We start from the raw sequence: 23,365 nt of genomic DNA, 5'->3' as shown, positions 1-23,365 counted from the left end.
CGGTTGCCGCCGTCACAGAGCACTCTTCAAACCGGGCTCATTGCCCGCGTCGTTCCATCCCAATCCCCGCCCCTCGTAGTAGTCGCGTAGATCTGCATAGCTCTCTGATGCCGTGTAGTTGCGCAGCCATGTGCCGTCTGCGTCGGTCCATTGGTCTTGGTTGCGCATGAGCCATTCGTAGCGCTCGCTTGGTCCGTTAAAGAAAGGCCTGCTAGCGGCTGCTTGCGCAGCCACTTCCGTGGAGGGAGAGTTGATGGCGGAGACAGGTGTCTCCACGAAGGAGGGCACCGTCACGAATGGGGTGCTTGGCTCCGGCAGGGAAAGAGGTGTGGTGTCCATGGCTGGACCCAGCTCGCGCAGGGCGGTGTCGATCTGCAGCTCGCGGCGCTTGACGGCCTGGGCCACGCGCTTTTCGCGGGCCATCTGAATGACCGGCTTGGGGAAGTAGTCGATGCGGTTGGCATCCCACTGCGCCTCGCAGACGAACTCACCGCCCAGCGTGTAAATCAATACATAGTTCGGGTTGTGAATGTCGTAGCGCACGCTGACTTCGCGGCCATCGATATCGCGGCGCATCAGGTCGGGTGCCTGGTAGAACTGATTGAAGAACTGCACCTGACCGCGCTTGGCGGTGCGGATCACGCTCGGCATGAACAAGGTGCGCAACTCCAGCTCAGAAGGCTTCTCCTGCAGCGCTGGGTCAAAGCAGGCGTCAAACGCTTCCATGGGCGTGGGGTGCTTGCCGTCTGTGCGCTTGGGCAGACCACGATGGCGGTGCTGCGTGTTGTATTCGTGGACCATCACTTCGATGCCGTCGACGAACTGCTTCCAGGTCGGAGCCTTGGGAGTGAGCGCGATGACCTCTCCGGTTTGCTCCGAACGCTTGATGGCGCGTTGCTCCTTGGCCAGGACTGCTGCTACCTTGCGGAAGGTCCCTGCATCCACATCGCCGCCCTGAAAGCTCCCGAACTTGCGGGCTGCATTGATGGCATGGGTCTGCCAACTGCGCTCAATGATTCCGTGACCTTGCGGCTTGCCGGGCAGGCCCAGGCGGTGATCGATGCCTAGGCGCGCACAGATACCATCGATCGGGCAGTCCATGGCCTTGGCGGTTTCACCAGCGCCGTTGTCACCATAAAGAATGGCCGGAATGCCGTATTGGCCCACTGCATGGCGCAGGGCATCGCCCACCGCGATCACGTTCTCGGACAGATTGACTGACCAGCCCACGATCAGTCGGGTCGCGGCATCCAGCACCACTGTCAGCTCAGGCGCGAAGGGTGCACCATGGTCCGGGTGGCGAACCTTGGCTTTAAAGGTGTGACCGTCGATCACGAACACATCAGCAAAAGCCAACATGGAGGTATCGCGGCGTTTAAACGGCAGCTTGGTGTCGCGCTGCGCGCCGGTATGGCGAGACTTGATGAGGGCGACACTGGCCTCTGCAGACTGCCCCAGCTTGTCCAGAACGCGCCGGGCGCGGTGGTACAGCTTGCGCCATTCATCGAAATCGCGGCCCAGCATGCGGGTGACTTCTTTGGCAGCGCCGCTCAACTTGCGAAAGCGGTGGTCCTTGCTGTGGAACAAACCCAGCACGGCGGCCACATCGTCATCAACTTGTGGTGTCGATCCGGACTGTGAAGCAGCGGGCAAGAGTCCAAACCAGCCGTTGCTGCGATGCATGCCCACCCAGCGCTCCAGTGAACGGGCACTGACCTCTCCACCACGAGCGCGTTGGTTCGCTTGACGTGCAATGTTCTGTGCCTCGGCTCCAGCTTCGCCTGTGATGATGCGCGCGGCCAGCAACTGGCATGCTCGGCGCAGGCCATGCAGGGGCACTAGCTCAAGCACCAGGTTGACCAAGCGCACGCGGGCGTCGGCCACATCTTTTTCTGCCTGGCTGGGCACACGGCTGATGGCGTTGCTGACCGTAGACGCAGGTGGCAAAAAGCTGCGGACTGGAGGGGTGTCCACCACGGCCAGAGCTTTGGAGCCTGCCTCTGCGATCTGTTTTGCGCTCAAGGCTGCACGAGCAGCCTCGGGCAGCTTTGAGCAGTCGTATTCAAGACCGCCTCCGCTGGCATTGCGTGGACGGCTAGGTACGCCGTGGCGTTGCAGCCAAAGTCGAGTACCTTTTTCAGAAGAAGGCAAGCCATCAAGACCAGCCAGATGCTTGGAGGTGAGCCACATAAGCCTGCCCCTTAGACCAGGCTCAGTTGCCGAGGGTGAATGCGCTGCTTGGCGCAGAACACCCGCATCACGCGATGCGCAATACGGTCCGTGGAGCAGTGGCCTGCGCCGTAGCAGCCAGAGCCGTTGAGCACCTGACTCAAGGTGGACTCATGAATCTGCAAAGCCCGAGCCAGGGCCCGGTGCATGGTGCAGCCCGCCTGGTGGCGCAGGATGGCAAACCATGCCTCGCTCATATAACGGGGCGCAGCACGCTGCGGCAAGGATGGGGCTGGGGAGCTTGCCGCCAGAAAGACCTGCAGCACCTTGACATGAAAGACGGGGCTGATCCAGGCGGCGTAGGCAATGACCAGCTCGCGTACGGCAAAGACCCCAGGGTGCTTGCCGCCCCTGATGGAGACCAGACCGGGAATTCCCGGTCTGCTTATTTCCTGAGCCAGCTCTTTGGTTTTGCGATTGCGCAGCCACTCATTGGGTGCGTGTCTTTTGACGCCGCCTGCCGCCCTATGCAAGTCATTAAGGCAGAAGCGTCCATCGGAGTCCTGCCGAATACCGGTGTCGAAGATCGTAATGGCTGCTGTCATGATGGTGCTCTTTTGTGAGGAGGGGTCAATGACCGATAACCCAGAGGAAGGCATCAGCCTTGAGGAGCGGGTGGAGTTTCTGGAGGACGCCCTGAAGCTGACCCAGGACCGATTGATGGCCAGCGAGGCGGCCCTGCGGGTTCTGATGGCAGGCATGCACCGCACGGGGGCTGTGCCGGCGTATCAGCTTCTGAGTGGGTTTCAGGAAGCGGCGCTGCAGCTCCATGGTCCTGATGGGGAGGAGTTCCCGCTGGTGTTACGGGCACTGAATCTGTATCGCGCTTTCGCGGCGGGACTCGAAGGCGGCGAGCCTCCCGCATGACGGCGGGCGGAAAGTAGTCAATGCGCGAGTTCATGCGGCTCTCCCTTCATCTGCAACCGCAGGTGCGCTGGGCTTGCGACGAGGACTGCGGGGCTTGGGGGAAGAGTTGCTGGCCGTGTCGCGCTGCTGGCCGGCGGCAATGGTCTGGCGCTGGGAGTCGATCTGGGCGCGGGTACGGCGCAAAACGAGCTGGTTGGGCCAGATGAAATCGATGGGCTTGCCGATGATTTCTGCAATGCGCGCTTGAATGCGCTTGCTTTTGATATGGCCACTGATGGTCTGCGAGATGGAGGATGCCGCCACTTGCAGCTCGTCGCACAGCATGGCGGGCGTTGTTCCTGCGATGCGCATCGCCGCTTTGATCTCTTCCGGGTGCATTGCTTTGATATCCTTTGTCTAAGTAGTTAGGGGGAACAGCGCCGGACGGAGTTCGGCGCTTTCTTAGGCTGGATTATGGTGCAGATATTTGCACTATGCAAATGAAAGGTGAGGATATTTTCGTGATCAATGAACGGCTAAAGAGTGAGCGAGAGAGGCTTGGACTCACGCAGCCGGTGTTCGCGGAAACCGCCGGTGTGAGCAAGCGAACGCTGATTGATTGGGAGAAAGGCGTTTCCTCACCGACCGCAGTGCAGTTATCTGCACTCGCCGCTGTTGGGGTAGATGTGCTTTACGTGCTCACCGGTCAAATAAATCAACAGGCTGCAGATGCGCCTGCACTGTCTCCACGTCAACGCTTTTTGCTGGAGAACTACGACCAGATGAGTGAAGAGGGAAAAAGAATCATTGATGCTGCTGCTTCTGCAGCTGCAAAGCCAATCGTCCCAAGAGACAAGGCAGCCTAGGGCTGCCAATGATTCAGGGTTTGCGCCGTTGGTGTAGGCGGCTCACAAGAATGGGGGGAGTTATGGAACAGACATGCCCGAAAAGCAGTCATGTCAACCTGGCTGCAATCGGGGAGCCTTTGGATACCTGCCTGTATGTTTTCAGACACAACATGCAGCTTTTGCATTAAAGAGGCTACGGGTGTGCATGTACAGGATGTACGAAATCTCGAGTTGAGCAAGCCTATGCTCTTCGCTACTAGCATTGCTGTAAAGCTATACTCATAAGAATGTAATAATCAAAAATTACGAAGAATTAATTTAATAAGGCGGAGGGGTTTGTAGTGGCTCTCGAAATTCAGAATTTATTCGAAATTAAGAAAAAAATTGAGAATTGCGATGTATCTATATTTGTTGATTCAGGACAAAGTTATTCAAATTTTGTAAAGAAAATCCATATCACTCAATTCCGCCATATTGTTGATTTAGAAGTTGGATTTTCCAGTCCGGTAACCGCAATTGCAGGTTCTAATCGGTCGGGGAAAACAAGTTTGCTATTACTTCTTGCATGTAGTCATGAAAAATTTATGCGACTGGATGCGAAATCGACTGCTGTTGGAATGCGAGAACATACGTGGGCAGATGTTCTTTCTTTTACGTCACATGAAACTGTTCAATCTGACTATGAGTACAAGATGGAGTGGCGTGAAGGCACAAAAGATCGCGATGGGACAGGCAAGAGACTTCACACTTCTCGCGCATGGAGTGGACTCGCCAAGAGAAGTTCTGATAAAAATCGCACGAATGCAAAGATAAGAAAAAAAGAAGTTCGTCTTATAGATTTGGAGAGATTGCTACCAGCGCGTGCATTTTCTGATTATCTATTCAAGAAGGCTAATGGTGCCCAAGTTTTAGCTTTGGATGTTGATATTGCAAAAGCATTTGGGTACATATTTAGTACTCCTGTTGCAAGTATATCAGAGGCAGCAAATCACTTAAATAGACGCTGTTTTATTATTAATAGAAATACAGCAACGTACTCGACATATAACGCTGCTTCCGGAGAGGAGGCAGTTATATACATACTTAAAGATTTAATTGAGAGTCCAAAAAACACTTTAATTTTAATTGAGGAAATTGAAGCTGGTATTCATCCTGCAGTTTTAAGAAAATTAATAGATATTGTTTATATGGTTTCTTGGCGTGACAAGAAACAGGTTATATTTACTACTCATTCGCCAACGGCACTTTCAGCAGTGGATGGGTGCTCGCGTCGCTTTATTGAAAGTAATAATGGGCAGTGGAAGTGCACCCCTGAGATTTCTATTCAAGCAGCAGCTAGTAAGATGGATTCCATTTCGCACCCTCTTATTCAGTTGTATTGTGAAGACGATCTTGCACAATTTTTGATATCTCAACAGTTAATTGATCTGTCAAATACTGAACCACATATTTCTAGATTAATTAATATCGTGCCATCTGGGCCAATTAATGAAGTTAAGGTTGATTATGAACGACATAAAAAAAACTTTAGTCACTTAAGAAATAAAATTGGCTATTGTGCTGTTATGGATGGTGATTATGCTGAGGATGAAAATTACGCATATTATATGAATAATAATGATGAGTATGCTGGATTCATTTATCCTCACGATAAACCAGAAAAATTCCTCGTGCGTTCCTATCTATCAAGCCATCCAAATGAAGAGCTATCTTCCTCGTTACAGTATGAGGATCATCATTTTCTATTTGAAAAAATGATTAATCTTGGATTGGCTTCTGATAAAAAAGATGCTCGCAATCGCTGTTACGACGTATTTAAATTATCAGCAGAATATCAGCGTCATTCTGACGACATCAAGCAATTGGTAACAAGATCATTACAGCATTTTTCTGTTATTAGAGATTAAATATTATGTTCATGGTGATAGATTTAGGTTACCTACGCTGATATCATCTTGTCTCTTAAATCTTTAAGGCCAGCATTTGCGGGCCTTTTTCGTTTATGCCTGTCCCACGAAAGTGGAGGGCATGGCAAACACACTCTCCCTTGGTAGAACGGTTCTGCGCTTTGGCATCCCACTTGTGCTGGGTGGCGGTGCGTATGTCACCTATATCTCTGGCTACGAGGACGGTCCTGCCAAGCGCGATGGCAGGCCGCAATTCAAGAATGTGGTCTACGCAGATGCACTGGCAGCAGGCTTGCCCACGGCCTGCCTGGGGCTGACCAAGACCGCCAGCCCGGTGCCTGTTGTGCTGGGCGATTACTGGTCCGATGCGCAATGCATGGCGGTGGGCAGTCAGGTGCTGGCTAAGGGGCAGGCAAAGGTCCTTGACTGCATCAAGGTGCCGGTGACCCAGCCCGTTCTGGATGCCTTCTCCAGCCATGGCCACAACAACGGTGAACCGTCGACCTGCGCCAGTCGAGCCATGGGCCTGCTCAATGCCAAGCGCTATGAGGAAGCCTGCGATGCGCTGGCTCATGCGCCGAGTGGCACGCCCGTCTGGAGCTACACCAAGACCGGCAAGCGCAATGCCAAGGGCGAGTGGGAGTATCGCTTTGTCCAGGGCCTCTACAACCGCCGTTTAAAAGAGCGCGCTGATTGCCTGCTGGGCGTGGCATTGCTGCGCGCTCATTACGACTTTGCCACCGGCACCTGGAAGGCGCAGCCATGAAGCGCTTTATGGAATTCATTGCCCCTGGGGTGCTGGCGCTGGCTTTGCTGTTGTGCCTGGCGCTTGCCTTGGGCATGTGGCACTTGAAGACCAAGTCTCATCTCGTCGCCACCGAGCTGCAGCAGTTGCAGGCCAGCGTGGCCACCCAGAACCGCACCGCCAAGGCCGAACTGGTGCGCCTGACAGCCGAGCGCAATGCTGCTCAAGCCAGGCTGGATCAGCTTTACCAACAGCAGGAAAAAACCGATGCCCAGGCAGTCCAAGAAATCGCTCGCTTTACTGGTGAGCACAAGCTGCGCCCTGTGCGGGTGCGCATCGTCTCCCAGCTCGCTGCCAGTGGGGCAGGTGGTTGTCGCGCCGCAGGTGAACAAGCCGCCAGCACCGACCCTGGTGCAGCAGACGCAGGCCAGGCCTACGGGCTACTTCCAGCAGCAAATTCTGCGCGCCTTGCAGGAGTGATTCAGGAGATCGAAACCCTTAACGCGGCCTATGCGTCCTGCCGGTCGCTGCTGCTGCACCCATGACTCGCCACAAAAAACAGAGGAACCATGTCACTCGAAAAAGACGAACTGATGCTGCTGGGAAAGATCGACGGCAAGCTCGACGGCATTACCGCGCATCTCAATCGCCAGGACCAACGCATTCAAGAGCTGGATGAACGCGTGGATCAGCGGCTCAACTCCATTGATACCCGGCTGCGCGAAGTCGAGAAAAAGGCTGCGGTCGCGGGCGCGGTGTCAGGCGGTGCTGTGGCGGTCGGCACGGCGTTGATCGTAGAAGGCATCAAGACCTATTTTCGTGGCGGGGGCCTGGGGAACTGATGGCGCACGGCAAAGAAAAACGTACCCAGCTGCGTGGCCTGTATGTGTTTCAGCGCATGGCCATGGAGGCGGCCTGCAAGAAGCTCGGCGTGCCACGCAGCACCGGCAACCGCTGGAAGCAGGAGGCGACAGAGCAGGGCGATGACTGGGAGACCGCCCGAGCTGCCGTGGCCATGGGTGATGAGAACTTCAAGAACCTCTCGGCCAAGCTGCTCGAGGATTATCTCATCCAGCACCAGGCCACCATGGATCTGCTGCGCGAGGCCAAGGACATGGGGCCGCGCGATCGTGCCGAGACTCTGGCCAGCATGAGCGACAGCTTTAACAAGACCATGTCCAGCTTCAAGCGTCTCAATCCTGAGTTGAACCGCCAGGCCGTGCAGCTGGACATCCTTCAACGCTTTGCCGCATTTGCCCAGCAGCGCTATCCGCAGCACTTGGCCGCTTTGGTCGAGATGCTGGAGCCGTTTGGCGAAGAGCTGGCCAAGGTGAAATAGCCATGGCCAAGAACAGCAAGGACTTTCTGGCAGGCCTGACAGCGTTGGCCGATGACCTGCGCAAGCAGATCGACGCTAACCTGGACGGCTGGGATACCGATCCTGCCGCCATTGCCGAGCGCCGCCGCAAGGTCTGTGACCCGGTCAATGGCTACGAGTATTGGGATCGCAACTACTTCCCTCACTATGGCCGGGCCGAGCCCAGCGAGCTGCACAAGTACCTCTACAAGCGCTTGCCCGAGATAGTGAACACTGCGGCGGGCCAGCGCGATGCGATTGCGGCCCCGCGTGGCGAGGCCAAGTCCACCAAGATCAGCATGAGCTTTGTGTCGTGGTGCCTGGTCACCGGGGCCAAGTGGTACGCCATCATCGTGATGGACGCTTTTGAGCAGGCTGCAGAGATGCTCGAGGCCATCAAGGCCGAGCTGGAAGCCAACCCGCGCATTGCCAACGATTTTCCTGAAGCCTGCGGGCTGGGCCGTGTCTGGCGGGCGGGCGTGATCGTGACGGCGAACGGTCGCAAGGTCGAGGCGTTTGGCTCCAGCAAGAAGATCCGGGGCCGCCGCCATGGCGCGCACCGCCCAGATCTGGCGATTTGCGACGACATCGAGAACGACGAGAACGTCAACACTCCTGCCCAACGCGACAAGCTGCAGGCTTTTGTGACCAAGAGCGTGCTGTCGCTGGGGCCACCAGATGACTCCATGGACGCCATCCTGGTGGGCACCGTGCTGCACTACGACAGCGTGCTGGCGCGTTTTCTCAAGAACCCGCTGTGGAACCGCAAAGTCTTTAAAGCCATCATCCAGTGGCCCGAGCGCATGGATCTGTGGGAGCAGTTCGAAGGCTTTCTGCTCAATGCCGACACGCCCCAGGAAGGCGAAGCTGCGGCCATGGCTCTATATAGAGAGCACCAGGCCGAGATGGAAAAAGGCAGCAAGGTCTCCTGGCCAGCACTGCGGCCCCTGGTCAAGCTGATGATCCGCCGCGCCCGTGAAGGGCACTCGGCATTTGACTCCGAGCAGCAGAACGACCCGACAGCCGGGGAGGATGCACCGTTTGCCAACTCCATCCGCTTCTGGGTCAACCGCCTGGCCGAGTGGGTGTTCTATGGTGCATGCGACCCCAGCCTGGGCAGGGCGGGCAATAGCCGCGACCCCAGCGCAATTGGAGTCGGCGGCTACAACCGAGAGACAGGCATCATGGATGTGGTCGAGGCTGCCATCCGCAAGCGCGTGCCCGATCGCATCATCAGCGATGTCATCGAGATGCAGCGCGAATACTGCTGCGTTGTCTGGGGCTTCGAATCCGTGCAGTTCCAGGAATTCTTGCGCACCGAGCTGGTCAAGCGCAGCGCCCAGCAGGGCATCCCGGTACCGGCTCGTCCGCTCTTGCCGATCAGCGACAAGCTGCTGCGCATTGAAAGCCTGCAGCCTCATATGCATAACGGCCTGATCCGTGTGCATAGCAGCCAGACCACGCTGATTGACCAGTTCAGGCATTTTCCCAAAGCAGACCACGACGACGGTCCTGACATGGTTCAGATGCTCTACATGCTGGCCGTCACTGGTGGCATAGCTGCGGCCACACAGGGCGGCAACAACCACCAGGTACAGACCGCCCGCGAGCGCTATGCCCGCCAGGCCTCACGAATGTTCAGGAGAAATACATGAAGCCCCAGGCATGGAGCCGAGTCATATCCTTTCTGGGTTTTGACCAGGCAGCGGTCGCACAAGACACAGACCAGGCACATCACGCCCAGCCCATGCGGGAAGCCGCCAGCGCCCAGGGCAATAGTGATGAAGGGTGGCGCAAGCTCAGCGGCGGGGGCCTTGATAGTTTGAACGACCGCGACCTGGCACCGATGGCCCAGGACCGCATGCAGAAGCTGGCTGAGTATCTATGGCAAAGCAATCTGCTGGCCAATCGTCTGACCGAGCTGCCCCTGGCCTATCTGCTGGCCGAGGGCGTCTCTCTGCAGTGCCAGGACGAAGAGCACCAGGCACTGCTGAATACATTCTGGACCGACCCCATCAATAACTGGCCGCTGAAGCTGCAGGGCAGGGTGCGCGCTCTGGGCCTGCTTGGTGAGCAGTGCTATATCGCCAATGTGCGCGACGGAGACGGCTTTGTGCGCCTGGGTTATCTGGACCCGCGCCAGATCGCGACCGTGGTCAATGACCCCGGCAACCCAGAGCAGCCCATTGGTGTCGTGACCAAGCGCGACAACCGGGGGCGTCAATATAAATACAGAGTGATCGTCCTGGGCGAGGACGTGGAGCTGTTCAGCGAGAACACATGCCGCATTCGCGCAGAAGAATTTACAGATGGAGAGTGTCTGCTCTACCAGCTCAACAAGTTTCCCAATGGCAGCCGGGGTCGCTCCGACCTTCTGGGCCAGATGGACTGGCTGGATGCTTATGACGAGTTCCTGTTCAACGAGCTGGACCGCATCGGTTACTTGCGCTCCTTTGTTTGGGACGTGGAGCTGAAGGGTGCGGATGACGCCAAGGTCAAGGAATACGAGAAAACCTTTGTGCCGCCTGCGCCCAACAGCACGTTCGTCCATAACGACAGCGTCACGCTGGAAGCCAAGAGCCCGAGCCTGCAGGCAGCCGACACCAGCGAGAGCGCCCGCTTGCTGAGAAACCACGTGCTCGGCGGCAGCACCATGCCTGAGCACTGGTTTGGGGGCGGCGGGGATGTGAACCGCGCTGCTGCCTCTGAGATGGGTGAGCCCACCTTCAAGATGTACAGCATGCGTCAGTCTTTCCTCAAGATCATGCTGGAGGAGATTGGCCGCCATGTATTGCTGTGCCAGGCACGAACCCAAGGCGTGACACCCGACTGGTCAGAAGAGAAGTGGCAGGTGACTGCGGTCTTCCCTGAACTGCTCAACCGTGACGTCACTAAATTTGCCAGCGCCATGCAGACCCTGGCTGCGTCCGTGGTGCAGATGATCGAGGCCGGGTTGATGACGGAGGAAACAGCGCTCAAGATCGTGGCCGATGTAGCCCAGCGCTTTGGTCAAGACTTTGATGCCAAGGCTGAGCTGGAGGCCGCACGCAAGGAAGCTGCCGAGCGTAAGGCCAAGAGAGACGCTGAAGACGTGTTCACCAATTTGCCTGCGGATCTGGCTGCCGTAAGGGCTGAAGCATCTGCTCAGAGCCATGGTTAAGAAAGCCAGAAGCGAGCAGGAGCTGGGTCAAAAGCCAGATAAAGCATTTGAGGCTGAGCTGGCCCGGCGCTTGCGCGAGCGCGCCCAACTGCTCCTGGCTGGAGAAACTCAGGTTCTGCTGCTGCTCAAAGAGGCCCGCGATCAGATCCTGGTCACGCTGGCAGGCTTGCCTGCCGATTGGCAGCAGCTACAGCTCTCGCGCTTATTGGGTCAGATCGAGGATGTCCTGGCCGGAGCCACCAGCCGTGCCGGTGCCTTATTTGAAATGCGCATGCAGGATGCCTGGACCCTGGGGGAGGATTTCGTAGACAAGCCCCTGGCCATCATTGGCCACCGCGTGGAGCTGCGACTGGCCCAGCTCGATGTGGGCGTGCTCAAGCAGATGAAGGCCTTTGGCTCCCTGCGGCTCAAGGACGTGGGCAACGAAGCGGCTCGCAAGATCGGTCAGCAATTGGGCCAGACCACTATTGGGGCGCAGACGCCTTACCAAGCCATCCAGGCGGTGCAGAAGATTCTCGGGGCCGAGTCACCCAAGCGTGCGGCGACTATTGTTCGCACGGAAGTCAGCCGGGCATTTGCCGTGGCTTCCAATGAACGCTTGCAACAGGCAGAGCCTCTCGTACCTGGCCTGGGCAAACAGTGGCGGCGCAGCGGCAAGATCCACAGCCGCTGGAATCACGACATCATCGACGGTCAGGTCGTGGAAGCCAGCAAGCCTTTCAAGGTGCCCAATCCTGGCGGTGGCATCGACAAGATGCAGTGCCCGCATGATCCCAGGGCTCCCGTGGAGCAGATCATCCACTGCGGGTGTATTTCCATCCCCTGGATGAAGAGCTGGCGGGTGATGACCCCAGGGGCCAAGCCATTCACTGAACGTGAGCTGCAGTTGGATGGGCGCAAGGCTGCGCTTGATCAGGCGGCGAAGATTGGGGGAAGGCGCATTGAATAGGCCGGCCTGTGGAGCTTTAAACACAAAATCCATAAGCTGATACACGGCAGTCTGAATCGGCTCAGCTATCGCCCATTTAAAGGTTGTTTAAAGCAATGCTTGTATCGTGATGTAATCCACCTAACGACATAGACCAGAGGTTAGGTAGATGGAAGAGGCAAAGATCACGTTTTACAAAATTAGCTCGTGCGGCTACTACCCGTACGGAAAAAAGCGCCAAGCTGAGTTTGGAACGCTTGAGGACACGCTAAGGCACATCTCGGCATGGTCCACCGGTCGATCTTTAGCCCACACGAGAACTCATGGAAAGACCGATGCTTCCGTTGCGTACCCTGCTTATTTTGTAGATGCGTCTCCAGGCAAAAATTCTTGGCTTCTTACTTTGTGGAACGAATCTGCAAATACAGATGGTAAGGTTGTTGCAATCGATGGGTTCGCTGCTGTAGGCGCTGCTGACGTTTCAGAGACTGAGGTTGAGGAGGGGCATATTCCAGGCCATGCGACCTACTTTTGGCTACTGCCTGCAGAGAACCTGATGGCCACTATTCGTTTTCAGCACCCCATGGCTGGTGTCTACGAAATGGGTAAGTTCATCAGCGGTTTTCTCAATAGTTTTGGACCACACGTAGTTCTGGGGGAGCCCGACGAGGCCGGATCGATTGCTGTAGTTGGGTACAGGAAGTCTGCTGCTGATGAGCTGGGAGGCTTCAGACCATCGTTTAAGACTGAAATTTTTAAAAAGCCCGGCCCTATTGACTATGTGGTCGCGCATGCACCAGAAATTCGAAAGATTAAGAAAAAGGCATCGTTGCAACTTAAGCATCGTCCAAAGAGAGCTCTGTGGCAGAAGATGTTGGAAGATGTGAATCTGACGAAGTACAAAACTGTGGAGCAAGAGGTAGCTATTTACTATGAATTAGAAGTGTCAGGACTGGATGCGGGTCAAGTACAGGAGATCGTTCAGCAATGGTCAGAAGATGATGATGAACTTTCAGATTACGGTTTTGTCCTTCGAGGGGATAGTAAAACTCACTGGCTAGGACGATCGTATGCCAGAGATACGTTGGAGCTAGATGTCGTTCGTAACAATATTGAAATTGTGAAGCCGGAAAGTTTGCTCCATGAGCTGGAAAGGTATCGTGGACAGCTTTTGAAGCTGCTCGAAAATTAAGGAAAATGCTTGTGCGGTTGCAGATACTTAGCTGGACCTTTGCTGTGGTAGCTGTCGCTGCCGGAGGGTGGTTTGGTCGGCTTGTGCCTTTTGCTGAACAATGGCCAATGTTTGAAGCACTCCGCACTACGGCTGCAATTATTTTCGCGGTTATTGGTGCGTGGCTTGCAATCATCTACCCAGAGAGATTGAAGCTCTCGCTGCGAAGATCAAAAGACAAAAGCGATCCAAAAGACACTGGTCTTGGACAGCTATTTACACCCGTTGTAAATTCGACATCGATTCTCGGAATTATTTTGGCGATTGGCATTGTGGCACCGATCGCAAAGCGCTATCCAATTGATATTGATCGAGAGTGGGTGAGAGGTTTTTCTTATGCAGTTCTAGTGTCTCTTACGCTCTGGCAGATTTGGACTGTCGTACTCACTTTAGTTCCTGCGAGCGTTATTAAGACATTCTCGGACAATGAGGATCAGCAAAGTAAAGCTCTTGAGTCATTGACAGCTTTATCCCAGCGAGCTGATAAAAAGCCAGTTGATTCAGATTGAGGCCAGCATTTGCGGGCCTTATTTATTTGTGCCGCGCTAGGCACAGTCACTCCATCGCAATGCCGCACCCTGCGGCTCATCTTCGATGGAGTGGCCCATGTCCGAATCCGAGACCAAAGAAACCAAGCTGACGGCAGCTGATGCCGCAAAGCGCGTCCAGCGCATCGTCCTGGAGCCTGCAGAAGGCAAGGACAAGTTCAAAGAAAAGCGCCTCGCGGTTTCCGGTGATGAAGTGCTGTCCTTCAAGGACTACGGCACTCACATCGTCGTGGTGACCGTGGACGGTCAGAAGCTGACTGGCAAATAAGCCATGCTCAAGCTCATTCCTCACGGCACGGGCTTTGATCGCCTGACGGAGGCGGTCACTTCCGAATATGGTCAGTTGATTGAGTTGGTGCGCCAGGCGGTACGCGACAAGCTGCGCCTGACCCTCAACAGCGACTACTACGTCGACATGCGCGGTATCTGGCCCGACCGGGCGGTGGTGCAGTACAAGGGCCGTCTTTACAGCTACGCCTACACAATCAGCGCAGAAAACGCCGTGGTGCTGGCCGAGGCCGAAGAGGTGGTTGCACAGTTTCAGCCGGTGGGCACTGCACCAGCCGCTGATCCCGCCGCTGCTTCAGTTGTGCGCGAATCTCAGGAAGCCGCAGCCTTCCGCGAAGCCCAGGACGGCACGATTGAAGTCACGCTGATCCGTGCGGGCCGCAGCGGCAACCGCAACTATTACCCCGACCAGGCATTGCGCGAAGCAGCCCCCATGTTTGAGGGCGTACGCGTGTTTGCCAAGTCTGATGCCGATCACAGCGCAGGCAAGGGCAAGGACGTGCGCAATCTGATCGGCGGCATCTACAGCGTGCGCTTTGTCGAAGGCAAGACGCCCGACACAGGCAGCCTGGTCGGAACCTTTAAAGCCATCGACCCCAGCGACTCCACGGTCACCAAGATGGTCGGCTCCGTCAAACGGGGCATGCAAGGTCTCCTGGGCCTGTCGATTGACGCGGACGCTCGCACGCGCAAACGTACCAGCGGCAGCGAGACCCTGCGCGAAGCCGTGAAGTTCACCAAGGTTCACTCGGTGGACCTGATTGTCGAGCCAGGCGCGGGCGGCGGCCTGGACCGTCTTACCGAAGCCGCTGCCGATCCAAGTACCTCTCCCCCTGAATCTCAAGAAGGAAGCCAAACCATGCCTTTGTGGAAGCAACGCATGCTGGAGGCCATCAAGGCCAAAGACCCGGCGAAGCATGCCGCCATCAAACTGGACACGATCACCGACGACGAGGTGGTCAATCTGCATGAAGCCGTTTGCGGCCCGCTGGTGCCCGAGCCCGGCACGCAGCGTGTGACCGAGGCGCAGGCGGACGAAGCGCCGCTGACCCGCGCTGACCTGCAGGTGTTTGAGCTGCGGGGGGCTGCTCGCGAGCGCATCAATGCCGCCAAGCTCCCGCAGGCAGCCAAGGAGCGCCTGCTGACTCAGGTGGCTACCGCTGGCGCTGATCGCCTGACCGAAGCAGCCGTGGGTGATCTGATCAAGGCTGAGGGCGACTACATTGCCCGCATGACGGAGTCCGGCACGGTTCGTGTGCCTGCGTTCGGTAATGGCTCCATCAACGTGGAAGACCGCAGCGTGTCCATCCGCGAGATGCTGACGGCGTTTTTCGACCCCACGCACAAGGAGCACCGCAACGTGCAGTCGCTGCGCGAGTGCTACATCGAGATCACGGGCGACCGCCGTGTCACGGGCCAGATCCGTGACTGCGATCTGGGCCGCATGGCCGAGAGCCTGGGCGTCATGCGTGAGTCGGTCACCAGCAGCACCTGGAGCGATGCGCTGGGCGACAGCATCACCCGCCGCATGCAGGCGGTCTACACAGGCCTGACCAACCTGGACGCATGGCGACGTGTGGCCACGACCGCGCCGATCAAAGACTTTCGCACCCAGGAACGCATCCGTATCGGCGGCTATGGCAATCTGCCTGCGGTCGCGCAGGGTGCCGCTTATCAGCCGCTGGGCTCGCCTGGCGATGACAAGGCCACCTTTGCGGTGAGCAAGCGCGGCGGCACGGAGGACGTGACGCTGGAAGCGATCAAGAACGACGATGTCCAGGCGCTGCGCCGCATTCCCACCGAGCTGGCGCTGGCGGCCAAGAACACGCTCTATGAGTTCGTGTTTGATTTCTTCCGCGTCAACGGCCTGATCTACGACGCCAAGGCGCTTTACCACGCCGATCACAACAACCTTTTCACGGGCGCGCTGACGGCTGCCGAGTTTGCAGCGCATCGCTTGGCCATGCTCAAGCAGACCCGTGCGGGCAGCGCAAAGCGCCTGGCCACAGGCCCGGCAGCGATCCTGGTGCCGTTCGAGCTGCAGGAAACCGCCTATGACCTGTTCGTGCGCAACCAGAACCTGGACAAGACCTTTGTTCAGACCATCAATCCCGAGGTGATCCCCGTCAGCTATTGGACGGATGCCAACGACTGGTGCACGGTCGCTGACCCTGTGGTGCTGCCGGTGCTGGAGGTCGGCTTCCTGGACGGCCAGGAAGAGCCCGAGCTGTTTGTGCAGGACCAGCCCAATGGTGGCTCCATGTTCAGCAACGACAAGCTGACCTACAAGATCCGCCACATCTATGGCGGCACCGTCCTGGTCGACGGTGAAAAGGGTACGACCAAGGCTGTGGTCGCGTAACTCGCCCGGCCCGCCAGCCCATCCAAGCCTGCCCCAAGCGGGGCGGGTTTGCAAAGCCACCAGCCTGGTCAGGAGCCTTTGCAAACCCATGGTCGATTTGTTCATTCCCTGTTTAAACACTAGGAGCCGTCGTGGCGCTTGAGGATTTTCAGAATCTGGTCAAGGACATGGTCTCGGACCAGGACGATGCGATCACCACTGAAGTGCGCGACCGTGCCCTCGACCAGGCGCGCATGCGCTACAGCGATGACGTGCCGCGCCTGGAGCTGGAGGAGGTGGTGTGGCCTGCCACTGGCGTGTTTGGTCCGGTGCCGACAGGCTGGTCGGATAGCGCAGTCATCCAGTCCGTGGAGTTTCCGGTGGGGCGGCGTCCTGCCTCGTTGGTGTTGGCGGACGCTTACCGAACGGCGAACGGCTGGGGTTTGGAGAGCGAACACGCGCTGCCTGGCAATGCTTTGGTCCGGGTGAGCTTTCTGCTTCCCCATGTGCTGGACGCCACTGCCGACAGCATTCCTCAACGTCATCGCCTGGCCGTGGCTTCGTTTGCGGCCCATCTGCTGTGCCAGCAGTTGGCCACGCGCTTTGCAGGCGATCGCGAGACCACGCTGGGCTCGGACATGTCTCGCACCGAGAGCCGTTCGCGCAACTATGCAGCCCGCGCCAAGGACTATCGGGCCGCCTACTTTGCAGGCATTGGTCAACTGGACCCGGCGCTGCAGGATGCGGTCGCAGGCTCTGCCGTGTCGGCGGTCGTGAGCTGGCCGCGTCGTAATCCTCGCCACCGGCTGGTGAGTAGGGGCGGGCTATGAACCTCAACATCAGCCTGGGCGATCTGAGCGCCATCGAGCGTGGCCTGCGCCAGGAGCCTGACTACACCCGGCAGGTGCTGGAAGCCACCATGCACCAGGCCACACTGCTGGTGCAGCGCGAGTGGCAAGAGAACATGCCGCGCGTCAGTGGCATCACGGCCCGCAGCATCACCAGCGATGTGGCCAGCACGCCTGCCGGGGTGCTCGGCATTGTGGGCAGCAGCCAGCCCACGGCCTTGTTTATTGAGCTGGGCACCCAGCCCCACATGCCGCCGATCAAGGCCATCGAACCCTGGGTCAAGGCTGTGCTGGGCATTCGTGAGCCCAAGGAAGTCAAACGGGTGGCCTTCCTGGTTGCCAGAAAGATTGCCCGTGAAGGCACCGAAGCACAGCGCCCCATGGAGCGGGCGGCCCTGACCACGCGCGGCCAGGTCATCGCGATGTTCGAAGGCGCTGCCGCCCAGATATTCAACTTCATCACAGGAGGCAAGGCATGACTGCCGCCACTTTGTCTGCTGCCCGCAGCGCGCTGTTGGCCGTCCTGGCCGCAGTCCCTGCCGTGGGCATGGTTCATTCTCGGGAGCGCTTTGCCGCCAGTGAGGCGGAGTTTCGCAAGCTCTATCTGTACAGCCCGGCGCAGGCCGACGACGACTTCGGGCTGGATCCGCATATCCGTGGCTGGTATGTGCGCCGCACAGCGACCACCGAGGTCAACGCCAATGGTCGCATTCTGAACGAGCACCGCTGGCTGATCCGTGGCTACATGGCTTTTAAAGATGCCGTGGAGAGTGAGCTGATCTTTGACGACCTGGTCGAGCGCATCCGCTCTGCCGTGCGCGTGGACACCACGCTCGGCTTGCCCGGCCTGTTGGGCGGCTCCACCCAGGAGGAGCGCGGCGTGCAGGTGGCCAGTGCTGGCCCGGTCATGTTTGCCGGGGTGCTGTGCCACAGCGCCATGCTGGAGATGAGCACCCGCAGCTGGGTGGAATGGAGGAAGCCATGAAACCCAGCTCCCGCCGCAAGGCCGCACCGGCCCAGCTCGCCATGGTCTCTGTGACCTTGAAGGCGGAGCACGAGCACCTGGGCTCTGTGCTCCAGCCGGGCGCAGCGATCTCAGTGCACCCCGATACCGCGCAATGGCTGGAGGCCATGGGCGTCGCCGCACCCGCTCCATCCACAACTCAAACCGCATCTCAACCTGTCAACACAAAGGACTGACCTATGTCTGATGACGTCATCAAACGCATTTTTGCCCCTGCCGCATTGGTCGGCCAGATCTATGCCCGTGAGTACGGCAGCACCAGTGCGCCGCTGCCCATTGGCAACGTGCTGGCTGCCGAGCTGTCGCACAAGGAGGATGTGAAGAAGCAACCCAATATGACCACGCTGGGCGGCGGCACGCACTCCGAGATCCGCCGCGTGACGGAGGTCGAGCTGGCGATGACGCTGGCCGACATCAATCCGATCAACCTGGCACGCGCCACGCAGGGCACAGTCAGCGGGGTGGAGCAGGGGCAGATCAGCAATGAGACCCTGAAGGTGACGCGCGGCGGCTTGTTGCGCACCAAGCATTTGCAGCCCAGCAATGTCGTCTTGACCAAAGGCACGACACAAGGCACGGCCACCGTGACCGATGAAGAGCATCTGGACGTCAAGAAGGGCGACCTGGTGGCGTTGGCCCATACGGGGGCTACGGATGTGACGGTGCGGATCGGTGATAGCGTGGCCACGGCCACCGCGCTCACCATGGCAGGCAACTACTCGGTCACGGCGGCAGGTATCCAGCTCGATCCCGCTGCGCCCGGTGTCACGGATGGCAAGGGCATCTGGGTGAACTACAAATACCCAACCATTGGCGATGTGGTGCCTGCGGCAGGCAACTATGAAGTTCGCCCGGCTGGCATCTTCGTGTTCCAAGACGCGACAGGGCTGGCCGAGGGTGAAGAGGTCAAGGTTGCGTACTCTCACGTGGGCTATGCCGTGATCGAGGCGCTGACCACCAAGCCCAAGGAGCTGGAGATCATCCTGGAAGGGCTGAACGAAGCCGATGACGGCAAGCTGGCCATCGTGGAAATTTGGCGCGCGAGCCAGGGCGTGGCATCATCCATCGCGCTGCTGCAGGAAAGCGGGTTCATCAATCTGAAGGTGACCGGCTCGGTCCTGATGGATTCCACCAAGGTGGGCAACGGCATCAGCAAGTACTACCGCGTGCGCAAGACCTGACGCCGCACCAGACCTTTTAAAAGACTAAGGCCAGCACTCGCTGGCCTTTTTTGTTGGCGCTCAAAAACCGACAGTGATGCCTGAAAGCCGCTTTCAAGCAGCGTCACCGTCTGGGGCCAAGAAGCATCTGCAGCCCGGTCCACAGGACATAGGCACCGAGCAGGCCGTAGGCCACTGCCGCAAGTGCCATGCCTGCACGCACAGACACTCCTGCACCCACCAGGAAGGCGATGCATGCAATGAAGGCGATGAGACGAGTCATCCGCCCATTGTAGGAATCCATGACAGATAAGCAAATCAGCCTGCAGATTGACACCGGGGTCACGGGGCGTGAGTCCATCGTGGGCCTGGCTGACGATCTGGAGAATGTTGCCAAGGTCCTGGAGGGCGAGGTTGCGGTTGAGGCGCGCACGGCGGCAACCAGGCTGCGCGAATTGGCCCAGCAGGACGCCGCGATCACCACGTTCACCAAGCTGGAGGCCGAGGCCAGGTCATCGGCTACCAGCTTGCGCCAGGCAGAGACCGAGGCCAGAAACTACGGTCGTCAGATCTCGGCGCTTGGCCCGCCCACAGAAAAAGAAGCAGCCGCGCTTCGGCAGCTTAATGCAGCAGCAGATAGTGCGCGCTCCACCTTCGACCTGCAGAAGCAGGCCCTGTCTCAGGCCCAAGGTGAACTGCAGCGCTTTGGCGTCGCTGGACAGAATGCCCAGCAGGCGCAGCAGCGCTTGCGCCAGGAGGTGGAGCAAGTCCGTGAATCGGTGCTCACGTTGGTGCCCGCTCACCAAGGTGCTGCAGCTGGCGCACAGAATGCCGCCGCCAGCATGGTGCGCAGCCACCGCCAGATCGGTGATGGCGTGGAGTCCATCAGCAAGCAGCTGGACCGGCTGCAGAAGTTCTATATAGGACTGCAGTCGCTGCAGGGCCTTAAAAATCTCGCCTTCGACCTGGCCGCTACTGCTGACCAGGCCAACAACCTGCAGGCCCGCATGAAGTTGGTCACGGGTGAGGGCGAGAACTTCACACGATCGTGGGAGGGCGTGACCGAGGTGGCGCTGCGCACCCACAGTGCGCTTGAAGATACCGGGGTGCTGTTTTCTCGCATTGCTCAGGCCGGGCGTGATGCCGGTCTGAGTGCCGAGAAGGCCAGCCTGCAGAGCCTGGGGCTGACGGAAACGATCAACCAGACTGTTCAGATCAGCGGCGCAAGCACAGAGGCATCTTCTGCTGCCATTACCCAGCTGATTCAAGGCTTGCAGAGCGGGGTGCTGCGTGGCGAAGAATTCAACAGCGTCATGGAGCAGGCTCCGCGTCTGGCCAAGGCACTGGCTGATGGTCTGGGCGTGACCACCGGTGAGTTGCGCAAGATGGCTGAGTCAGGCTTGCTGACCACACAGACGGTGATTACTACCCTGCAGGGCCAAAGTGCAGCCGTTGCCGCAGAGTTTCAGCGCTTGCCGCCCACCGTGGGCAGGGCCATGCAGGATCTGTCCACGCAGTGGACCCTGTACGTGCAAAAGGTGGACCAGGCGAATGGTGCCAGCGCCGCAGCGGCCAAAGCCATTCAACTGCTGGCCAATAACCTGCAGAGCATTGCGGGCCTGCTGATGGATTTAGGCCAGGCTGCGGTGGCATTCACTGCATTGCGCCTGGCGCAGCACTTTCTGGGCATTGGCCAAGCTACGCAAGTGGCAGCTACAGGCATCGCTGCTGCAAATGCCCAGCTCGTGGCCACGCAGGCGGCAGCCGCAGGAGCTGCAGCCAGTACCAGCCGATTTGCGGCGGTCATGGGTGGGCTCAAGACTTTCACTTTGGTTGGCATTGTTTCCAACATCAAAGATATCGGTACCTGGATAGGGGAGAGCGCGGCCAAGCTCGCGGGATATAAGGACCGGACCGAAGAGCTGGAAAAGGCGGAAAAAGCCGCAGCCGCAGCTGCGCGTGAATTGGCGGCAGCGCGTGCCGCCGAGGCCCAGAAAACCCAGGACGCGGCAGACAAGCTCTTTGATTTGTCCAAGGCTGCACGCAATGCCGTGGCCGAGTTTGAGCATCTCACAAAGTCCGGCAAAGCCAGTGCCGATGCCTTAAAGAGCGTCACCGAAGGTTTTGATTTAACCAAGATTCAAGGCATCAAGGATTTTGCGGCCACGCTGGATAAGCTGGGCGAGACCGCAAAGATTACGGCCAGCGAAACCGAGGCGGCTTGGGCCAAGGCTTTATCGGGCAAGGATTTAGCGGTATTCGAAGCCAATGCCAGGGCGGCATTTTTGGGCAGTAGCCGTGAAGCGCAGCGCCTGGCGCAATTAACCGATGCGGTTCTGACCGAAGCAATTAAGCGCGCTGGGCTTGAATATGACGTGCTACGTGGGAATATTGCCGCTGCATCTCGCAGTGCGATTAATGATACTCAGGCGATTATTGACCAACTGGGCAAACTCAAGGAAGAGGGTGTCGACACTGGCCGAGTGCTGAATGCGAGTTTCAGCAAAGCCATTGAAAGCGCGGACAGTGAAGCCGCTTTAAAGGCCATTCGAGAACAAATCGAATCGGTGCGTGGTGCATTGGGCCAGCCACTGGCAGATGGTTTGCTCGACCAGGCCAAAAAGAAAGCCGATGCGCTCAAGGATGCTCTGGACGCCGCCACGCCTGGCATTAATAGCGTGCGTGAGGCATTCAAGCAGCTGGGTATTACCTCGGATGAAACGCTCAAGAAGACGGCAGCCGATGCAAAAGCCGCCTATGACGTGCTGCGCGACAGCGGCACGGCCAGCGCCCGTGAAATGGGCGAGGCCTTTAAAAAGTCCGCCGATGCGGCGATTGCGGCCAACAAGGGCATTGCGCCAGCCTGGGTCCAGGCAGAGGCTGCCATGCGCGGATATGAGGTTGCGGTCGACAGTGCCGGTCGGGCCACGCTCAGGCTCAAGGGCTCGGTCGACGATTCGGCTGGCTCACACAGCCGGGCAGCCAATGCCATCGATCAGCACCGCACGGCCCTGGAGCACTTGAACGCCGAGCGTGAGCGAGAAATCGCCTCTCAAGAAAAAGCCAATGAGCTGGCCACCCGTGAGCTGCAGCTCATGGAGGCCAAACGCAATGCAGGAACCATTCGCGGGGCCGATGCGGTTCCAGCATTCGAGAGCAAGGCCCAGGCCGATGCATGGTTGGCCAAGTGGAAAGAGCAGTACGTCAGGGACAACCCGTTCTCAACGCAAAGCGGTGGCCAGCTCGGCAACTTCATGCACGACATGACCATGTTCGAGTGGAACCGTGAGGTGGATGCGATGGAGCTACGCAACACCATGAAGGGCAACGGCAACGCGGAGAACTCCAGCAAGACGCCGCTGGAAGCCATGGTCTCGCGTCAGATCTCAACCATCAATCTGCAGCTCAACGGCCAGCCCTATGGCCAGGTCAACACCGACCCGGCTGGTGCCGCCTCGCTTAACCAGTTTCTCGGAGAGCTGAGCCGCCAGAAAGGGGCCTCGTCCTCATGATCACGCTTACCTACAACGGCACCACCGCCCATATCAGCGACCGCCTGGACTGGCAGGACGAGTTCAGCTGGAGCCCGGTCGATCAGGCCAGCAGCTACAGCACCACGGGCGCGCTGCTGGTGGATGTGGCTTTAAAGCAGGCCGGTCGTCCCATCACATTGATGGGCACCGAAACCGCCGCCTGGATCACACGGGCGCTGTGCTCAACGCTGCAGGCCTGGGCCGAGCTGCCCGGCATCCAACTCACGCTTGTGCTGCGTGGCCAGGCCCGCCAGGTCATGTTCGACCACGCCAAGGGTGGATTTACAGGCCAGCCCGTTTTCAAGCTGCAGGACGGTGAGGAATCGCCCGAGCAGCTGTATCTCCCCACTTTCCGATTCATTGAGGTTTGAC

At 58.2% G+C, this 23,365-nt stretch carries 25 protein-coding genes; 21 read left to right on the top strand and 4 right to left on the bottom strand.

Going from position 1 to position 23,365, the window contains the following annotated elements:
• Nucleotides 1–12: 12 nt before the first annotated feature.
• Both F0P97_RS16600 and F0P97_RS16595 read right to left on the bottom strand, forming a co-directional pair.
• Nucleotides 13–2,190: a Mu transposase C-terminal domain-containing protein gene (locus F0P97_RS16600; protein ID WP_182283173.1), complete on the bottom strand. Its 2,178-nt coding sequence runs from the start codon at nt 2,188–2,190 to the stop codon at nt 13–15.
• Between the two features lie 11 nt (nt 2,191–2,201).
• Nucleotides 2,202–2,774, bottom strand: a complete 573-nt coding sequence (locus F0P97_RS16595; RefSeq protein WP_182283172.1) for a KilA-N domain-containing protein — start codon at nt 2,772–2,774, stop codon at nt 2,202–2,204.
• Nucleotides 2,775–2,802: 28 nt separating this feature from the next.
• On the opposite strand from F0P97_RS16595, the gene F0P97_RS16590 reads away from it, so the two are divergent.
• Nucleotides 2,803–3,096, top strand: coding sequence for a hypothetical protein (locus tag F0P97_RS16590; RefSeq protein ID WP_182283171.1), 294 nt, complete (start codon nt 2,803–2,805; stop codon nt 3,094–3,096).
• Nucleotides 3,097–3,126: 30 nt separating this feature from the next.
• On the opposite strand, the gene F0P97_RS16585 is transcribed toward F0P97_RS16590, so the two are convergent.
• A complete protein-coding gene (locus F0P97_RS16585) occupies nt 3,127–3,474 on the bottom strand; it encodes a helix-turn-helix domain-containing protein (RefSeq protein ID WP_182283170.1) in 348 nt (115 codons plus the stop codon).
• Between the two features lie 95 nt (nt 3,475–3,569).
• Between F0P97_RS16585 and F0P97_RS16580 the strand changes: the two genes are divergently transcribed.
• From F0P97_RS16580 to F0P97_RS16495, 18 genes are all read left to right on the top strand, one after another.
• Nucleotides 3,570–3,941, top strand: a complete 372-nt coding sequence (locus F0P97_RS16580) for a helix-turn-helix domain-containing protein (protein ID WP_232537964.1) — start codon at nt 3,570–3,572, stop codon at nt 3,939–3,941.
• A 323-nt stretch (nt 3,942–4,264) separates the two neighbouring features.
• Nucleotides 4,265–5,830, top strand: a complete 1,566-nt coding sequence (locus F0P97_RS16575; RefSeq protein WP_182283169.1) for an AAA family ATPase — start codon at nt 4,265–4,267, stop codon at nt 5,828–5,830.
• 121 nt (nt 5,831–5,951) lie between these two features.
• A complete protein-coding gene (locus F0P97_RS16570) occupies nt 5,952–6,596 on the top strand; it encodes a lysozyme (RefSeq protein WP_182283168.1) in 645 nt (214 codons plus the stop codon).
• Complete coding sequence (locus F0P97_RS16565; protein WP_182283167.1) at nt 6,593–7,120, top strand: hypothetical protein; 528 nt, start codon at nt 6,593–6,595, stop codon at nt 7,118–7,120. The genes F0P97_RS16570 and F0P97_RS16565 overlap by 4 nt, the downstream gene beginning before the upstream one ends.
• Nucleotides 7,121–7,144: 24 nt before the next feature.
• Nucleotides 7,145–7,417 (top strand): hypothetical protein, encoded by a 273-nt coding sequence (locus tag F0P97_RS16560; RefSeq protein WP_057092523.1) that lies wholly within the window; start codon nt 7,145–7,147, stop codon nt 7,415–7,417.
• Entirely contained in the window at nt 7,417–7,914 is a 498-nt protein-coding gene (locus F0P97_RS16555; RefSeq protein WP_182283166.1) for a DUF1804 family protein, read from the top strand. Before F0P97_RS16560 ends, F0P97_RS16555 begins: the two co-directional genes overlap by 1 nt.
• A gap of 2 nt (nt 7,915–7,916) precedes the next feature.
• Entirely contained in the window at nt 7,917–9,587 is a 1,671-nt protein-coding gene (gene terL, locus F0P97_RS16550; RefSeq protein ID WP_182283165.1) for a phage terminase large subunit, read from the top strand.
• The gene (locus tag F0P97_RS16545) at nt 9,584–11,092 is read left to right on the top strand and encodes a hypothetical protein (RefSeq protein WP_232537963.1); all 1,509 of its coding nucleotides are present in this window, start codon (nt 9,584–9,586) and stop codon (nt 11,090–11,092) included. Before terL ends, F0P97_RS16545 begins: the two co-directional genes overlap by 4 nt.
• Nucleotides 11,085–12,041: a hypothetical protein gene (locus tag F0P97_RS16540; RefSeq protein WP_182283164.1), complete on the top strand. Its 957-nt coding sequence runs from the start codon at nt 11,085–11,087 to the stop codon at nt 12,039–12,041. The genes F0P97_RS16545 and F0P97_RS16540 overlap by 8 nt, the downstream gene beginning before the upstream one ends.
• 148 nt (nt 12,042–12,189) lie before the next feature.
• On the top strand, nt 12,190–13,212 hold the full coding sequence (locus F0P97_RS16535) for a hypothetical protein (RefSeq protein ID WP_182283163.1): 1,023 nt from the start codon (nt 12,190–12,192) through the stop codon (nt 13,210–13,212).
• An 11-nt stretch (nt 13,213–13,223) separates the two neighbouring features.
• Entirely contained in the window at nt 13,224–13,760 is a 537-nt protein-coding gene (locus F0P97_RS16530) for a hypothetical protein (RefSeq protein WP_232537962.1), read from the top strand.
• Between the two features lie 97 nt (nt 13,761–13,857).
• Nucleotides 13,858–14,067, top strand: coding sequence for a hypothetical protein (locus F0P97_RS16525; protein WP_232537961.1), 210 nt, complete (start codon nt 13,858–13,860; stop codon nt 14,065–14,067).
• A 3-nt stretch (nt 14,068–14,070) separates the two neighbouring features.
• Nucleotides 14,071–16,449 (top strand): hypothetical protein, encoded by a 2,379-nt coding sequence (locus F0P97_RS16520; protein ID WP_182283160.1) that lies wholly within the window; start codon nt 14,071–14,073, stop codon nt 16,447–16,449.
• Nucleotides 16,450–16,580: 131 nt separating this feature from the next.
• Nucleotides 16,581–17,258: a hypothetical protein gene (locus F0P97_RS16515; protein WP_182283159.1), complete on the top strand. Its 678-nt coding sequence runs from the start codon at nt 16,581–16,583 to the stop codon at nt 17,256–17,258.
• The gene (locus F0P97_RS16510) at nt 17,255–17,755 is read left to right on the top strand and encodes a hypothetical protein (protein WP_182283158.1); all 501 of its coding nucleotides are present in this window, start codon (nt 17,255–17,257) and stop codon (nt 17,753–17,755) included. The genes F0P97_RS16515 and F0P97_RS16510 overlap by 4 nt, the downstream gene beginning before the upstream one ends.
• A complete protein-coding gene (locus F0P97_RS16505) occupies nt 17,752–18,261 on the top strand; it encodes a hypothetical protein (RefSeq protein ID WP_182283157.1) in 510 nt (169 codons plus the stop codon). The genes F0P97_RS16510 and F0P97_RS16505 overlap by 4 nt, the downstream gene beginning before the upstream one ends.
• Complete coding sequence (locus F0P97_RS16500) at nt 18,258–18,476, top strand: DUF7210 family protein (RefSeq protein WP_182283156.1); 219 nt, start codon at nt 18,258–18,260, stop codon at nt 18,474–18,476. Before F0P97_RS16505 ends, F0P97_RS16500 begins: the two co-directional genes overlap by 4 nt.
• A 3-nt stretch (nt 18,477–18,479) precedes the next feature.
• Nucleotides 18,480–19,481: a hypothetical protein gene (locus tag F0P97_RS16495; RefSeq protein ID WP_182283155.1), complete on the top strand. Its 1,002-nt coding sequence runs from the start codon at nt 18,480–18,482 to the stop codon at nt 19,479–19,481.
• Nucleotides 19,482–19,584: 103 nt separating this feature from the next.
• Here the strand turns inward: F0P97_RS16495 and F0P97_RS16490 are convergent, their stop codons facing one another.
• The gene (locus F0P97_RS16490; protein ID WP_158545674.1) at nt 19,585–19,743 is read right to left on the bottom strand and encodes a hypothetical protein; all 159 of its coding nucleotides are present in this window, start codon (nt 19,741–19,743) and stop codon (nt 19,585–19,587) included.
• A gap of 19 nt (nt 19,744–19,762) precedes the next feature.
• Here F0P97_RS16490 and F0P97_RS16485 point away from each other — a divergent pair, with 19 nt between their 5' ends.
• Together F0P97_RS16485 and F0P97_RS16480 are read left to right on the top strand one after the other, a co-directional pair.
• A complete protein-coding gene (locus tag F0P97_RS16485; RefSeq protein ID WP_182283154.1) occupies nt 19,763–22,972 on the top strand; it encodes a tape measure protein in 3,210 nt (1,069 codons plus the stop codon).
• The gene (locus F0P97_RS16480; protein WP_182283153.1) at nt 22,969–23,364 is read left to right on the top strand and encodes a hypothetical protein; all 396 of its coding nucleotides are present in this window, start codon (nt 22,969–22,971) and stop codon (nt 23,362–23,364) included. The genes F0P97_RS16485 and F0P97_RS16480 overlap by 4 nt, the downstream gene beginning before the upstream one ends.
• Nucleotide 23,365 lies beyond the last annotated feature (1 nt).

Source organism: Comamonas testosteroni (assembly GCF_014076415.1).
In the GTDB taxonomy this organism is placed as follows: domain Bacteria; phylum Pseudomonadota; class Gammaproteobacteria; order Burkholderiales; family Burkholderiaceae_C; genus Comamonas; species Comamonas testosteroni_F.
This window is presented reverse-complemented; position numbering and strand designations above follow the sequence as displayed.